Source organism: Buchnera aphidicola (Therioaphis trifolii) (assembly GCF_005080705.1).
Classification (GTDB): Bacteria; Pseudomonadota; Gammaproteobacteria; order Enterobacterales; family Enterobacteriaceae; genus Buchnera_L; species Buchnera_L aphidicola_X.
Genome location: NZ_CP032996.1, coordinates 311,128 through 325,801 on the forward strand (window position 1 = coordinate 311,128; position 14,674 = coordinate 325,801).

Consider the following 14,674-nt stretch of genomic DNA (forward strand, 5'->3'; position numbering starts at 1 on the left):
TAATGAATTTTTTTAAAAAAACAAAATTACTAAATATTAAAACTATATTACCTAAATTAAAAAAAATATATGGACCAACTTGGATTTATGATGCAGATATTATAAAAGAACAAATTAAAAAATTAAAAAAATTTGACATTATTCGTTTTGCACAAAAAGCTTGTTCAAATATTCATATATTAAGAATTATGAAAAAATATAAAGTTCATGTTGATGCAGTATCATTAGGAGAAATAGAACGAGCATTAACGTCAGGATTTCAAACAAAAAATGATGAAATTATATTTACCTCTGATCTTATTGATCATGAAACATTAAATAAAATTATTGATTTCAAAATTACAGTTAATGCTGGATCTTTACATATGTTAAAAAAATTAGGAAAACACTCTCCAGGACATCGAGTATGGATTAGAATTAATCCAAAATTTGGTCATGGACATAATAAAAAAACTAATACAGGAGGTGAAAATAGTAAACATGGAATTTGGAATTCAAAATTAGCAATATCAATAATAAAAAAATATAAATTAAATTTAGTAGGATTACATATGCATATAGGATCAGGAGTAAATTATAAACATTTAAAAAATGTATGCAATGCTATGGTTAAAGAAGCAATTAAATTAGATCAAAATATTCAATATATTTCTGCAGGCGGAGGACTATCTATACCATACAAAAAAAATGACATACCAATTAATATTGATAATTATTTTGAATTATGGAATAATGCCAGAAATAATATATCTAAACATTTTCAAAACGCAATTAAATTAGAAATTGAACCAGGACGATTTTTAGTAGGGAATTGTGGAATTTTAATTTCTGAAATATATGAAATAAAAAAAGTTGGAAAAAAGATATTTATTTTAATTGATGTAGGATTTAATGATTTAATGAGACCAGTGTTATATGGAAGTTATCATTATATATCAATTATACCAAAAGATAAAAGAATTATAAATTATAAGAATACAATTAAAGTAGTAATAGGAGGACCTCTATGTGAATCAGGAGATGTATTTACCCAAGATCAAAATGGAGAATTAATAGAAAGAAAGTTACCAAATGTAAAAATCGGAGATTATCTTATTTTTCATGATACTGGAGCTTATGGATCTTCTATGTCTTCAAATTATAATAGTAGACCATTAATACCAGAAATTTTATTTGAAAATGGAATTCCAAAAATAATCCGAAAAAAACAAACAATACAAGAATTATTAAAATTAGAAATTGAGGCAAATAAAAAAAATATTTTATTTTAAAAAATTTATATTTAATAAAAAAAATATTAATATAATATTATTATTTACTAAAATTAAGAAAATAAAAAAATGAATAATAATAAAAAAAAATTTTATATTAAAACATGGGGATGTCAAATGAATGAATATGATTCATTAATCATCTCTAATATGTTAAAAAAAAAAAAATATATTTTTACAAAAATATTTTATGAAGCAGATATTTTAATTTTAAATACTTGCTCTATAAGAGAAAAAGCACAAGAAAAATTATTTCATCAATTAGGAAGATGGAAAGAAATAAAAAATAAAAATAAAAATATCATTATAGCTGTTGGGGGATGTGTTGCAAATCAAGAAGGAAAAAAAATTCTGAAAAGAGCTAAATTTATAGATGTTATTTTTGGAACACAAACATTACATCGATTACCAGAAATGATTGAAAAAAAAATCAAAAAAAATAAATTTATTATAGATATTAGCTTTCCTAAAATAGAAAAATTTAAAAATATAATACAACCTATGTATAAAAATTATTCAGCATCTATTTCTATTATGGAAGGATGTAATAAATATTGTTCATTTTGTATTGTACCTTATACTAGAGGTAAAGAAATTAGTAGACCATTTTATGATATAATAAAAGAAATTTCATTATTATCAGAAAATGGAATAAGAGAAATACAATTATTAGGACAAAATGTAAATTCTTATAAATATATTGATAAAAATAATATAAAATATACATTTGCAAAATTATTAAATGATATTGCTCTTATTCCTAAAATTAAAAGAATAAAATTTATAACTAGTAATCCTATGGATTTTACTGATGATATAATTGAAATGTATTCTAAAATACCAAAAATAGTAAGTTTTTTACATTTACCAATACAAAGTGGTTCAAATAAAATTCTTAAATTAATGAAAAGACCATATTCAATTCAAAAATATAAAAATATAATTCAAAAATTAAGAATTGCTCGTCCAAATATACAAATTAGTTCTGATTTTATAGTTGGTTTTCCTGGAGAAACACAATTAGATTTTGAAAAAACAATGAAAATTATTTCTGAAATTAATTTTGATATGAGTTTTAGCTTTATATATTCTTCTAGACCTGGGACACCTGCATCTAAATTAAAGGATAATATTAGTATATTTGAAAAAAAAAATAGATTAAAAATATTACAAAAACAAATAAAAATACAAACATTAAATTGGAGTAAAAAAATGATTAATAGTACTCAAAAAATATTAGTAGAAAATATTTTTGATAAAAAAAATAATCAATTTTTAGGAAAAACAGAAAATAATAGAACAGTTATTTTTTATAGTCAAAAAAATGTGATTGGAAAAATTATTAAAGTAAAAATTATTAATAAAAATAAAAAATTTTTAGAAGGACAATGCATATAATATAATATAATTATATAATATGAAAAAATTAAAATTACATATACAAATAAATACTAAATTAAAATTTTTTATTCCAAAAAAAAAAAAAATAAAAAATTGGATACAAAATATTTTAAAAGAAAACTCTGAAATTACTATAAGAATAGTAAATGAATCAGAAATAAAAAAGATAAATTTTAAATATAGAAATTGTAATAAACCAACTAATATATTATCTTTTGAATACAAAGATTTTAAAAAAAATAATTATTTATTACTTGGAGATTTAATTATTTGTCCAAAAATAATAAAACAAGAATCAATAATACAAAATAAAAATATAGAATCACATTGGGCTCATATTATTATTCATGGAACATTACATTTAATAGGGTATCATCATAATAATCAATTTCAAAAAAATATTATGGAAAAAATAGAAATTAAAATAATGAAAAAAATAGGATATAAAAATCCATATTTTATAAATTAAAAAATATTTTTTTAACATAAAAAATATTATATTAAATAAAATATAAATAGTTTTTTTAAAAATTAATATATTAAATATAAATTGTAACTTTATAAAATTAAAATAATATCACAAATGCAAAAAACATATGATCCAAATACATTAGAATTTATTGTTCAAGAATATTGGGAAAAAAATAAAACATTTAAAGTTTTTGAAAATAAAAACAAAATAAAATATTATTGTTTAGCTATGTTACCATACCCGTCTGGAAAACTCCATATGGGACATGTTAGAAATTATACTATTAGTGATGTTATTGCTCGTTATCAAAGAATGATTGGAAAAAATGTATTACATCCTATTGGATGGGATGCTTTTGGTTTACCTGCTGAAGAAGCTGCAATTAAACATAATATTATTCCATCTAAATGGACAAATACTAATATTAAATATATGAAGCAACAGTTAAAAAAATTAGGTTTTAGTTATGATTGGGATAGAGAAATTACTACTTGTGATTCAGAATATTATAAATGGGAGCAGTGGTTTTTTAAAAAATTATATAAATTAAATTTAATATATAAAAAAACTTCGCTTATTAATTGGTGTCCAAAAGATAAAACAGTATTAGCAAATGAACAAGTAATTAATGGAACATGTTGGAGATGTCAAAGTAAAATTATTACAAAAATAATACCTCAGTGGTTTATTAAAATAAAAAAATATGCCGAAAAATTACTTAAAGATTTAAATTTATTAAATCAATGGCCTAAAAAAGTTATTAAAATGCAAAAAAATTGGATTGGAAAATTTAAAGGATTCGAAATTCAATTTGAACTTACTAATACTAATAAAAAAATAAAAACATATACTACACGATTAGACTTATTATTTGGAATAACATATATATCAATATCTCCATTACATGATTTAGCAAAAAAAGAATTAAATTCAAATGAAGTACAAAATATTATTAAAAATACCTATAATGTAAATCAAAATTATGAATATTCAAAAATACAATATTTAGGAAAAAAAATTTCAAGATATGCTATTCATCCTATTACAAAAAAAAAAATTCCAATATGGATTACAAATTATATTAATTTAGAATATGATGTAAATAGTAAAATATCTTTTTCTGGACATAATAAATATGATTGGGAATTTTCAAAAAAATATAACATAAAAAATAAATTTGTTATTTTAAAAGACAATAATATTATACCTAATATTGATGATTATCCTATAGAAAATACTGGAATTTTATTTAATTCATATGAATTTAATGGATTAAATAGTACTGTTGCTCAAAAAAAAATTTTCAATTTATTAAATAAAAAAAATATTATTAAAAAAAAAAATAAATATAAATTACAAGATTGGGGCATATCACGACAAAGATATTGGGGAACTCCAATTCCTGTAGCATATCATAAAAATAATACTATTTTAATACCAAATAAAAAATTACCAATATTACCGCCAAAAATTAAAAATATGAGTGATTTTAAAAATATCAAAGAAATTTATAAAAATTGGTCAAAAATTACAATTAATAATATTTCAATGATTAAAGAAACAGATACATTTGATACTTTTATAGAATCTTCATGGTATTATATTAGATATACTGCTCCAAAATATAATGGTATGATAAATAAAAAAGCAGCAAATTATTGGTTACCAATTGATCAATATATAGGTGGTATTGAACATGCTACTATGCATTTAATATATTTTAGATTTTTTCACAAATTATTATATGAATTAAATTTAGTAAATTATCCAGAACCAGCAAAAAAATTATTATGTCAAGGTATGGTATTGTCTGATGCTTTTTATTATATTGATAATACAGGAAAAAAAATATGGATTTCAAAAGAAAATATAAAAATTATAAAAAATAAGCATGGAAAAATAAAAAATATTATATCAAATAATATTTATAAAATTATTCATGCTGGAATGATAAAAATGTCAAAATCAAAAAATAATGGTATAGATCCTGAATTAATGATTAAAAAATATGGAGCTGATACTATAAGATTATTTATTATGTTTTCTGCCCCAGTAACATCAAATATAGAATGGAATGAATCTGGTGTAAAAGGTATGTATAGATTTTTACAAAAAATATGGACTATTGTTTATAATTATATTCATAATGTTACTAATTTAAATAATAATAAAAAAAAATACCAAATAGAAGAAATTAAATATATTTTAAATCAAACAATATTAAAAGTTTCACAAGATATAGAAAATAGACAATCTTTTAATACAGCAATATCTGAAATTATGAAATTCATTAATATTTTTAGTCAAATTATACAAAATGATGATAATTTTATAAAAAAAACAATCAATATCATTTTAAAATTATTATATCCATTTACTCCACATTTTAGTTTTATATTATGGAAAAAAATGAATAATAATACAATTATTGATTATGAAAAGTGGCCAAAATATGATAAAAAATATATTATTAAAAATAATATTAATTTTATAATTCAGGTGAATGGGAAAAAAAAAGATATTTTAATAATTAAAAATAATACTACACAACAAACAATATTAAATATATTATATAAAAAATCAAAAATATCAAGTATTTTAAAAATCCAAGAAATTAAAAAAATAATATACATACCTAATAAATTAATTAATCTAATCATATAAATTATGAATTCTTATATAAAGTATAATATATTAAATAAGATATCATTAAATAAAATACATTATTATTGTATTTTAGAAAATAATTTTTTTATTGCTTATGAAATCAAAAAAAAAATATTAAATTTTTTTTTAAAAAAAAAATTATATCATTTAATTAAAATTAAAATTACATCTAATATTGATTGGAATAAAATATATCGGGAATATCAACAAAAAGATATATTTAAAAAAAAAAAATTATTGTTAATTAATATATATATAAAAAAAATAAATAATTATATTTTATATACATTAAAAAATATTTTAAAATATAAAAATAAAAATATAATATTATTATTGAATTTTATAAAAATACAATATAAAAATAATATTATATTTTTTAAAAAAATTATTCAATTAAATAAATTTTTAATAATTGATTGTCCATATCTTACAGAACTAGAAACTCAAATATGGATTCAAGAAAAAATAAAAAAAATGAATTTAAATTTAACATCTAAAATCATTATTTTTTTATCAAAAATATATAAAAATAATTTATTATTTTTATTTAAAATATTAGAAGTATTAAGTCTAAATAGTTATGATCAAATTATTACTATGAAACATGTTAAAACAATTTTAAATAAAAATATTACATCGAATATTAAAAATTGGATTTTCTTATTATTTTCCAAACAAAAAATTAAAGCAATAAAAACATTAAATTTATTAAAAAATACAAATTATAAAATATCTTATTTATTAAGAGCTATACAAAATAATTTAATATATTATTTACATATAAATAAAAATTATATTTATAAAAATCATAATATAAAAATATATAAAATTTTTAATATTTTAACTAAAATAGAAATAAATAATAAAAAAAATAAAAATAATCCATTAATATGGCAATATTTAAAAACATTAATTTTATTATTTTAAAAAAAATTATATTTAATAAAAAATATATGTTACTAAAAATATTTAATTTAACCAAATTTAAATGTCCAGATACTATTATTATGGTAAGGAAAATAATAAGAAATATCCATAAAAAAAATATAATACTAATTCTTTCAAATGATATTTCTACAAAATGGGATATACCTTTATTTTGTAAATTTATGAAATATAAATTAATTAAAAAAAAAATAAATAATAAACCATATCAATTTTTTATTCAAAAAAAATAAAATATAAAATTTATAAATTAAGTATTAATTAAAATCATTAATACTCTACGTATTGGTTCTGCTGCTCCCCATAATAATTGATCACCAACAGTAAAAATAGATAATAATTTAGAATGTACATTCAATTTTCTAATTCTACCTACAGAAATATTTAATGTTCCTGTTATAGCCATAGGTGTTAATAAATTAATTGTTGATTGAAAATTATTAGGAACAATTCTAACCCAATGATTTTGTTCTTGAAGAATTTGTATAATATTAGAATATGATAAATCTTTTTTTAATTTTATAATAAATGATTGACTATGACAACGAAATGTTCCAACACGAACACATGTTCCATCAATTGGAATAAGTTTATTTGTATCAAGTATTTTATTTGCTTCAGCTTGAACTTTCCATTCTTCTTTAGTTTGATTATTTTTTAAAGCATAATCAATCCAGGGTAATACATTTCCTGCAAGAGGAGCACAAAATTCTTTTATTGGAAAATTTTTTTCTTTAATAGATTTTGAGATTTTTTTTTCAATTTCTAAAATAGAAATATTTACAGAATTTAAATCGTCTGAAACAGAATTATATAAATATCCCATTTGTTTTATTAATTCTAAAATATTTTTAGATCCAGCACCAGAAGCTGCTTGATATGTAGAAAAAGTAATCCAATCAACTAAATTATTAAAAAATAATCCACCTAATGCCAATAACATTAAACTAACAGTACAATTACCACCTACAAAAGTTTTTTTTCCATTATTAATACCAGAATAAATAGATTGTAAATTAATTGGATCTAAAACAATAATAGAATCATCCTTCATTCTTAACGAAGAAGCAGCATCCACCCAATATCCTAACCAACCTAATTTTCTTAATTTTTTATAAATAAAATTAGTATATTCTCCTCCTTGACATGATATAATAATATCCATGGTATTTAATAATTCTAAATTATAAGCATCTTGTAATTTATTTTTACCTATAATATTTGGACCTAAATTACCAGGTTGGGATGTTGAAAAAAATATAGGATTAATGTTTTCAAAATCATTTTCTTCAATCATTCTTTGTATTAATACAGAACCTACCATTCCTCTCCAACCAATAAATCCAATAGTTTTTTTCATAAAATATATTCTCCATTAATAATATATAAATATAATAATACACTTATTATATTGTATTTTTTAATATATAATTTTATTTTATATATTTTAAATATTTATATTTATTATAAATATAATATAATTTATTTAATATTAAATATATATTTTTATAATATTATTGTTTATAATAATTAAAATATTTTATATTAACATTATTCAAAATGGAATAATTAAAATGAATGAAATGATTTCTACTACTATATTATTAATATTAATAATGGATCCACTTGGAAATTTACCAATTGTAATGTCTATTTTAAAACATTTAACACCAAAAAGAAAATTTATTGTTCTATTAAGAGAAATGATTATTGCATTAGGAATAATGTTTTTTTTTTTATTAGCTGGAGAAAAAACATTATCAATATTAGATTTAAAACCTGAGACAGTTTCAATAGCTGGAGGAATTATATTATTTTTAATAGCAATAAAAATGATTTTTCCAGATGATAAAATAAATGATAAAAAAATTGATTTAACAGAACCATTTTTAGTACCTCTTGCAATACCCTTAGTAGCTGGACCATCATTATTAGCAACATTAATGTTATTATCTCATCAATTTTCAAATCAAATTATATCATTATCAATATCTTTATTTATTGCATGGAGTATTACTGTATTTATTCTTTTATTATCAGGAACATTTTTAAAATTTTTAGGACCAAAAGGAATAATTGCTTTAGAAAGATTAATGGGATTAATATTAATTATGTTATCTACACAAATGTTTCTTGATGGAATTACAACATGGTGTAAATTATAAATTATAATTAATTATATTATAATACAAATAAAAAATTTAAATATAAAAATATTTTTAAATATAATACATAATATAAAATATTAATTTTAAAATTTAAAAAATATTATGAATAAAAAAAATACATCTTTAAATATTAATAAAAAAATTATTCACATGAAAGATTTAAATTTAAATAATAAAATAGTATTAATTCGTGTAGATTTTAATGTTCCTATAAAAAATAATAAAATATTATGTGATAATCGTATTAAAGCAAGTCTTCCAACTATTTCTTTTGCTTTAAAAAAAAATGCAAAAGTTATTTTAATGTCACACTTAGGTAGACCAAAAGAAGGTCAATATGATAAAAAATTATCATTATTTCCAATTTTTCAATATTTAAAAAAAATATTTCCTAAAAATAATGTTCAATTTAATAATAATTTGAATAATATTAAAATTAAAAAAAAAGAATTATTAATATTAGAAAATGTAAGATTTAATATTGGAGAAAAAGATAATAATGAGATATTATCTCAAAAATATGCTAATTTATGTGATATTTTTGTTATGGATGCTTTTGGAAGTTCCCATAGAAAAGAATCTTCAACATATGGAGTTGGTATATTTTCTAAAATAGCATGTGCTGGACCATTATTAATATCTGAAATTAATAATTTAGAAAAAGCTTTAAAAAACCCAAAACGTCCTATGATTTCTATTGTAGGAGGAGCAAAAATATCTACAAAATTTAAATTATTAGAAAAATTATCTAAAATTTCCGATACTGTAATTGTTGGAGGAGGTATTGCAAATACATTTTTAGCAATTGATCATAATATTGGTAATTCATTATATGAACCAAAATTTATACCATTAGCAAAAAAATTAAAAAATAAAAATAATATATTAATACCAGTAGATTCAAGAGTTGGGATAGAATTTTCAAAATTAACACCTGCTTATATAAAAAAACCACATGAAATTAAAAAAAATGAAGAAATTATGGATATAGGGGATTTGAGTATAAAAAAAATAATTACAATAATTAAAAAGGCAAAAACCATACTTTGGAATGGACCAATTGGAGTTTTTGAATTTCCAAATTTTTCTTTAGGAACTAGGGCATTAGCAGAAAGTATTGCTAAAAGTAAAGCATTTTCAATTGCAGGAGGAGGAGAAACTATAAATGTTATTGAAATGTTTAAAATTAGTAATAAAATATCTTATATTTCAACAGGAGGAGGTGCTTTTTTAGAATTTGTAGAAGGAAAAAAATTACCTGCAATTAAAATGTTAGAATCAGTAAAAAAAAAAATATATAATTAAATTATATTTTATAAATATAAATCAAAATAAATAGGAAAAATATGTCTAAAAAATTAAATAATATTAAATCAGGTGTAATTTTTGGTAATGATATAAATACAATTTTTAAATTAGCAAAAAAAAAAAATTTTGCAATACCAGCAATTAATTGTACAAATTTAGATACTATAAATACAGTATTAGAAACTGCTAATAAAATGAGATCTCCAGTAATCATACAATTTTCTTATGGAGGTTCCATATTTATTGGGGGTAATAATATAAGAAATATTTCAGATATTAAAAAAGCAACATTAGGAGCTATTTCTGCAGCAAATCATGTACATTTAGTTGCAAAATATTATAATGTTCCAGTAATATTAAATACTGATCATTGTCATATAAAAATTTTACCATGGATAGAAAATTTAATTAAAATTAGTGAAAAAAATTTTAATCAAAAAGGATATCCTCTATTTTCTTCACATATGTTAGATTTATCAAAAGAAAAAATAGAAAAAAACATAAAAATATGTAGTCAATATTTAAAAAAAATGCAAAAAATTAATATGTTTTTAGAAATTGAATTAGGATGTACAGGAGGAGAAGAAGATGGAATTGATAATAGTAATATAAATACTAATTTATTATATACTAAACCAGAAGATGTTAATTATGCTTATAAAAAATTAATTAATATCAGTCCTTATTTTATCATTGCTGCATCTTTTGGAAATGTTCATGGAGTATATAAACCAGGTAATATAATTTTAAAACCAAAAATATTATATGAAACACAAAAATATATTTGTAAAATAAATAATTTAAAATCTTCAAAACCAATAAATTTTGTCTTTCATGGAGGATCTGGTTCTTCAATAAAAGATATTCATGAATCGATTAATTATGGTGTAGTAAAAATGAATATTGATACTGATATACAATGGGCATCTTGGAAGGGAATTTTAAATTATTATCAAAATAAAAAACAATATTTAAAAACACAATTAGGTAATCCAGAAGGAATTCATTCACCTAATAAAAAATATTACGATCCAAGAATATGGACAACAAAATCACAAATTTCTATATCAAAAAAATTAACTAAAATATTTAAAATACTTAATTCATATAATTTATGGTAAAAAATTATGTTATAAAATATAATTTATAATCATTAGGAGTAAAAAATGCAAGAATTTAACGTAATTAATAATATTAATTATGTTAGAAATTGGGTAGAAAATCACCAAAAAATATTATTAAAATATATTATACATATAATATCAGCTATTATCATTATAATTACTGGTATTTTTTCTTCTAGAATCATTTCTAAAATATTTCATACAATACTACATAATAGAAAAATTGATAATACAATATCTGATTTTCTTATCATGATTTCAAAATATATAATTATTACTACAACTATTATTATAACTTTAGGTAGTTTAGGAATACAAACAACATCTATTATAGCCATTTTAGGAGCTGCTGGAATGGCAGTGGGATTAGCATTACAAGGTTCTTTATCTAATGTTGCAGCTGGAGTTTTATTAATAATTTTTAGTCCATTAAGAATTGGAGAATATGTGGTTTTTAAAAATATTGCTGGAACTGTATTAAAAATACATGTATTTTATACTACTTTAAAAACATTGGATGGAAAAATAATTATTATTCCTAATAATAAAATTACATCTAATAATATTATCAATTATTCTAGAGAACCATGTCGTAGAAATGAATTTATTATTAATGTTTCATATGATGCAAACGTAGATTTAGTAATAAAAATATTAAAAGATGTGATGTATAATGAACCAAGAGTATTAAAAGATAAAGATATAATAGTAGGATTAAATAAATTAGAATTTTATTCAATGAATTTTATTGCACGATGTTGGAGTAATACAAATATTTTAAATACTGTATATTGGGATTTAATGATAAAATTTAAACAAGCACTAGATGATAATAATATTATTCTTCCATATAAAAAATTAAATGTATATATTAATAAAAAAAAATATAATAAAAAATAAATTATTAATTATTTTTTATATTTTTTTTGGTTGCGGGAGCTGGATTTGAACCAGCGACCTTCGGGTTATGAGCCCGACGAGCTACCATACTGCTCCATCCCGCGATAATTAAAATTATATACTATAATAATATAAAAATCAATATTTAAAAATAAAAAAATTCATGTAATATAATTAAATTATAATTAATAAAATATAAAAATAATCAATATGAATAAAATAATATTAAATAAACATGAAATTCAAATAATTGAAGGTGATTTAATTTCTGAAAATTCTAAGATAGCAATTGTTATACCACGTTTTAATAATTTTATTAATCAAAATTTATTAAATGGTGCTATTGATATTCTTATTAGAATAGGAAAAATAAAAAATAAAAATATTACTATCATAAAAATTCCTGGTTCATATGAAATACCTATTATTTTAAATAATATTTCTTCTTTTTTAAATTATGATGGAATTATAACATTAGGAACAATTATAAAAGGAGAAACTGAACATTTTAAAGTACTTTCTTCAAATATTACTTCTAAAATATCTGAAATAAGTTTAAAAAATAATATACCTATTTCATTAGGAATTTTAATGACTGATACTATTGAACAAGCAATAAATCGATCAGGATTAAAATTTGGAAATAAAGGAAGTGAGGCAGCATTAGTAGTATTAGAAATGATTAATATTATAAAAAAAATTAAAAATAAAAATTAATTTTAAAATTAAAATATATTAATTAAAATATAAAAAAAAATGAACATTTTAATTAAAAAAAATAATATAAAAAAATCAAAAGATAAATTTTATATGCAAAAAGCAATTCAATTAGCTAAAAAAGGAAAATATACAACTGATCCAAATCCTAATGTTGGTTGTATAATTGTTTTAAAAGATAAAATTGTAGGAATAGGATGGCATAAAAAATCAGGAGAAAATCATGCAGAAGTAAATGCTATTAATATGGCTGGAAAATTATCAAAAAATGCAACAGCATATATTTCATTAGAACCATGTAATTATTTTGGAAAAACACCTCCATGTTGTGATTTAATCATTAAATCTGGAATTAAAAGAGTAGTAATAGCTATTTTAGATCCTAATCCTAAAGTTTCAGGTAAAAGTATTGAATATTTAAAAAAATCAGGAATTCAAGTAGAAATTGGAATTTTATCTCAAAAAGCTAAAAATATTAATAAGGGTTTTTTTAAAAGAATGTTAACTGGAATACCATGGATACAAATAAAAATGGCTATTTCTATTGATGGAAAAATAGCTATGAAAAATGGAGAAAGTAAATGGATTACTGAAAAAAAATCAATACAAAATGTACATAAACATAGAGCATTAAGTTCAGCAATTTTAAGTACTAGCAATACTATATTAAAAGATAATTCAAAATTCACCGCAAGATATCAAACTAAAAATAAAAAATATATACAACCAATTAGAATTATTATAGATAGTAAAAATCGTATTCAACTTCATCATAAAATTATTCAAGAAAATAAAAGTGAGGTATGGTTAATAAGATTATTTAAAGATAAAATTTTTTGGCCAAAACATGTAAAACAAATCATATTACCAAATAATATTAATCAAATTAATTTACATATATTATTGAAATTTTTAGGAAATAAAAAAATTAATACATTATGGATAGAATGTGGATCAAATTTATTTAGTAATATGTTAAGAATGCATTTAATTGATGAATTAATTTTATATATTGCACCAAAAATGTTAGGTAATAAAACAATATCACTATATCATGATATTAATAATATTTATTTAAATCAAGCAGAACAATTTATTTTTAAAAGTATAAAAAAAATAGGATCAGATATTAAAATTATATTACAACCAAAATATCAATATAAAAAAATATCATAGGAGAAATAATGTATCATCAAACAAGAAGAAATGCAAGAAAATATATAATACAAGCACTATATACATGGGAAATATCTAAAAATAATATTTTAGATATAAAAAATCAATATTTAAAAAAAATGAATAAAAAAATAGTAGATATAAAATATTTTCATGAATTAATGACAAAAGTAATAAATAATCATGAAAAATTAGATCAAAAAATAAAAAAATGTTTACATATAAAAATGCAAAAAATTGGACAAATAGAAAAAGCAATATTAAGATTATCTTTTTATGAATTATATAATAGAAAAGATATCCCTTATAAAGTATCAATAAATGAAAGTATTGAATTAGCTAAATTATTTGGTTCAAATAATAGTTATAAATTTATTAATGGAGTATTACAAAATGCAAAAGATAATATTAAAAATATAAAAACATAAATAAAAATTATTTAAATCAATATTTTATTTATTTCTTATATTTTTAATAAAAATATAAATAATTAAATCATACAAAATAATATCTAAATTATATAAA

14 protein-coding genes and 1 tRNA gene are annotated in these 14,674 nt (G+C 19.2%); 13 read left to right on the plus strand and 2 right to left on the minus strand.

Going from position 1 to position 14,674, the window contains the following annotated elements; genetic code table 11:
• The first annotated feature begins 2 nt into the window (after positions 1-2).
• From lysA to D9V81_RS01500, 6 genes are all read left to right on the plus strand, one after another.
• Positions 3-1,271, plus strand: coding sequence for a diaminopimelate decarboxylase (gene lysA / locus D9V81_RS01475; RefSeq protein WP_158349540.1), 1,269 nt, complete (start codon positions 3-5; stop codon positions 1,269-1,271).
• Between the two features lie 69 nt (positions 1,272-1,340).
• Positions 1,341-2,669 (plus strand): tRNA (N6-isopentenyl adenosine(37)-C2)-methylthiotransferase MiaB, encoded by a 1,329-nt coding sequence (gene miaB / locus D9V81_RS01480; RefSeq protein ID WP_158349541.1) that lies wholly within the window; start codon positions 1,341-1,343, stop codon positions 2,667-2,669.
• A 19-nt stretch (positions 2,670-2,688) separates the two neighbouring features.
• A complete protein-coding gene (gene ybeY, locus D9V81_RS01485) occupies positions 2,689-3,141 on the plus strand; it encodes an rRNA maturation RNase YbeY (RefSeq protein ID WP_158349542.1) in 453 nt (150 codons plus the stop codon).
• A 114-nt stretch (positions 3,142-3,255) separates the two neighbouring features.
• Positions 3,256-5,808 carry a leucine--tRNA ligase gene (gene leuS / locus D9V81_RS01490; protein WP_158349543.1) on the plus strand — a complete coding sequence of 851 codons (2,553 nt, stop codon included), beginning with the start codon at positions 3,256-3,258 and terminating at the stop codon, positions 5,806-5,808.
• Between the two features lie 3 nt (positions 5,809-5,811).
• Positions 5,812-6,738: a hypothetical protein gene (locus tag D9V81_RS01495; protein ID WP_158349544.1), complete on the plus strand. Its 927-nt coding sequence runs from the start codon at positions 5,812-5,814 to the stop codon at positions 6,736-6,738.
• 26 nt (positions 6,739-6,764) lie between these two features.
• On the plus strand, positions 6,765-6,989 hold the full coding sequence (locus tag D9V81_RS01500; RefSeq protein ID WP_187306083.1) for a sulfurtransferase TusA family protein: 225 nt from the start codon (positions 6,765-6,767) through the stop codon (positions 6,987-6,989).
• A gap of 17 nt (positions 6,990-7,006) precedes the next feature.
• Here the strand turns inward: D9V81_RS01500 and asd are convergent, their stop codons facing one another.
• A complete protein-coding gene (gene asd / locus D9V81_RS01505) occupies positions 7,007-8,116 on the minus strand; it encodes an aspartate-semialdehyde dehydrogenase (RefSeq protein WP_158349546.1) in 1,110 nt (369 codons plus the stop codon).
• A gap of 214 nt (positions 8,117-8,330) precedes the next feature.
• Here asd and D9V81_RS01510 point away from each other — a divergent pair, with 214 nt between their 5' ends.
• The 4 genes from D9V81_RS01510 to mscS all read left to right on the plus strand — a co-directional run bounded on the left by D9V81_RS01510 (position 8,331) and on the right by mscS (position 12,256).
• A complete protein-coding gene (locus D9V81_RS01510; RefSeq protein WP_158349547.1) occupies positions 8,331-8,921 on the plus strand; it encodes a YhgN family NAAT transporter in 591 nt (196 codons plus the stop codon).
• Positions 8,922-9,026: 105 nt separating this feature from the next.
• Positions 9,027-10,229, plus strand: a complete 1,203-nt coding sequence (locus D9V81_RS01515) for a phosphoglycerate kinase (protein ID WP_158349548.1) — start codon at positions 9,027-9,029, stop codon at positions 10,227-10,229.
• Positions 10,230-10,270: 41 nt separating this feature from the next.
• The gene (gene fbaA, locus D9V81_RS01520; protein ID WP_158349549.1) at positions 10,271-11,353 is read left to right on the plus strand and encodes a class II fructose-bisphosphate aldolase; all 1,083 of its coding nucleotides are present in this window, start codon (positions 10,271-10,273) and stop codon (positions 11,351-11,353) included.
• Between the two features lie 45 nt (positions 11,354-11,398).
• Complete coding sequence (gene mscS, locus D9V81_RS01525; protein ID WP_158349550.1) at positions 11,399-12,256, plus strand: small-conductance mechanosensitive channel MscS; 858 nt, start codon at positions 11,399-11,401, stop codon at positions 12,254-12,256.
• Positions 12,257-12,283: 27 nt separating this feature from the next.
• On the opposite strand, the gene D9V81_RS01530 is transcribed toward mscS, so the two are convergent.
• Positions 12,284-12,360 (minus strand) — tRNA-Met (locus tag D9V81_RS01530).
• A 106-nt stretch (positions 12,361-12,466) separates the two neighbouring features.
• On the opposite strand from D9V81_RS01530, the gene ribE reads away from it, so the two are divergent.
• Genes ribE through nusB form a run of 3 tightly spaced genes read left to right on the plus strand, consistent with a single transcriptional unit; the run spans position 12,467 to position 14,577 of the window.
• Positions 12,467-12,973, plus strand: a complete 507-nt coding sequence (gene ribE / locus D9V81_RS01535) for a 6,7-dimethyl-8-ribityllumazine synthase (RefSeq protein ID WP_410051734.1) — start codon at positions 12,467-12,469, stop codon at positions 12,971-12,973.
• 39 nt (positions 12,974-13,012) lie between these two features.
• Entirely contained in the window at positions 13,013-14,149 is a 1,137-nt protein-coding gene (gene ribD, locus D9V81_RS01540; protein ID WP_158349551.1) for a bifunctional diaminohydroxyphosphoribosylaminopyrimidine deaminase/5-amino-6-(5-phosphoribosylamino)uracil reductase RibD, read from the plus strand.
• Between the two features lie 8 nt (positions 14,150-14,157).
• The gene (gene nusB / locus D9V81_RS01545; RefSeq protein WP_158349552.1) at positions 14,158-14,577 is read left to right on the plus strand and encodes a transcription antitermination factor NusB; all 420 of its coding nucleotides are present in this window, start codon (positions 14,158-14,160) and stop codon (positions 14,575-14,577) included.
• The last annotated feature ends 97 nt before the right edge of the window (positions 14,578-14,674 follow it).

What these genes read in the sequence shown, in the direction of transcription:
- lysA (WP_158349540.1), top strand. Translation starts at nt 3, where the DNA reads ATGAATTTTTTTAAAAAAACAAAATTACTAAATATTAAAACTATATTA.
- miaB (WP_158349541.1), top strand. Translation starts at nt 1,341, where the DNA reads ATGAATAATAATAAAAAAAAATTTTATATTAAAACATGGGGATGTCAA.
- ybeY (WP_158349542.1), top strand. Translation starts at nt 2,689, where the DNA reads ATGAAAAAATTAAAATTACATATACAAATAAATACTAAATTAAAATTT.
- leuS (WP_158349543.1), top strand. Translation starts at nt 3,256, where the DNA reads ATGCAAAAAACATATGATCCAAATACATTAGAATTTATTGTTCAAGAA.
- D9V81_RS01495 (WP_158349544.1), top strand. Translation starts at nt 5,812, where the DNA reads ATGAATTCTTATATAAAGTATAATATATTAAATAAGATATCATTAAAT.
- D9V81_RS01500 (WP_187306083.1), top strand. Translation starts at nt 6,765, where the DNA reads ATGTTACTAAAAATATTTAATTTAACCAAATTTAAATGTCCAGATACT.
- asd (WP_158349546.1), bottom strand. Translation starts at nt 8,116, where the DNA reads ATGAAAAAAACTATTGGATTTATTGGTTGGAGAGGAATGGTAGGTTCT.
- D9V81_RS01510 (WP_158349547.1), top strand. Translation starts at nt 8,331, where the DNA reads ATGAATGAAATGATTTCTACTACTATATTATTAATATTAATAATGGAT.
- D9V81_RS01515 (WP_158349548.1), top strand. Translation starts at nt 9,027, where the DNA reads ATGAATAAAAAAAATACATCTTTAAATATTAATAAAAAAATTATTCAC.
- fbaA (WP_158349549.1), top strand. Translation starts at nt 10,271, where the DNA reads ATGTCTAAAAAATTAAATAATATTAAATCAGGTGTAATTTTTGGTAAT.
- mscS (WP_158349550.1), top strand. Translation starts at nt 11,399, where the DNA reads ATGCAAGAATTTAACGTAATTAATAATATTAATTATGTTAGAAATTGG.
- ribE (WP_410051734.1), top strand. Translation starts at nt 12,467, where the DNA reads ATGAATAAAATAATATTAAATAAACATGAAATTCAAATAATTGAAGGT.
- ribD (WP_158349551.1), top strand. Translation starts at nt 13,013, where the DNA reads ATGAACATTTTAATTAAAAAAAATAATATAAAAAAATCAAAAGATAAA.
- nusB (WP_158349552.1), top strand. Translation starts at nt 14,158, where the DNA reads ATGTATCATCAAACAAGAAGAAATGCAAGAAAATATATAATACAAGCA.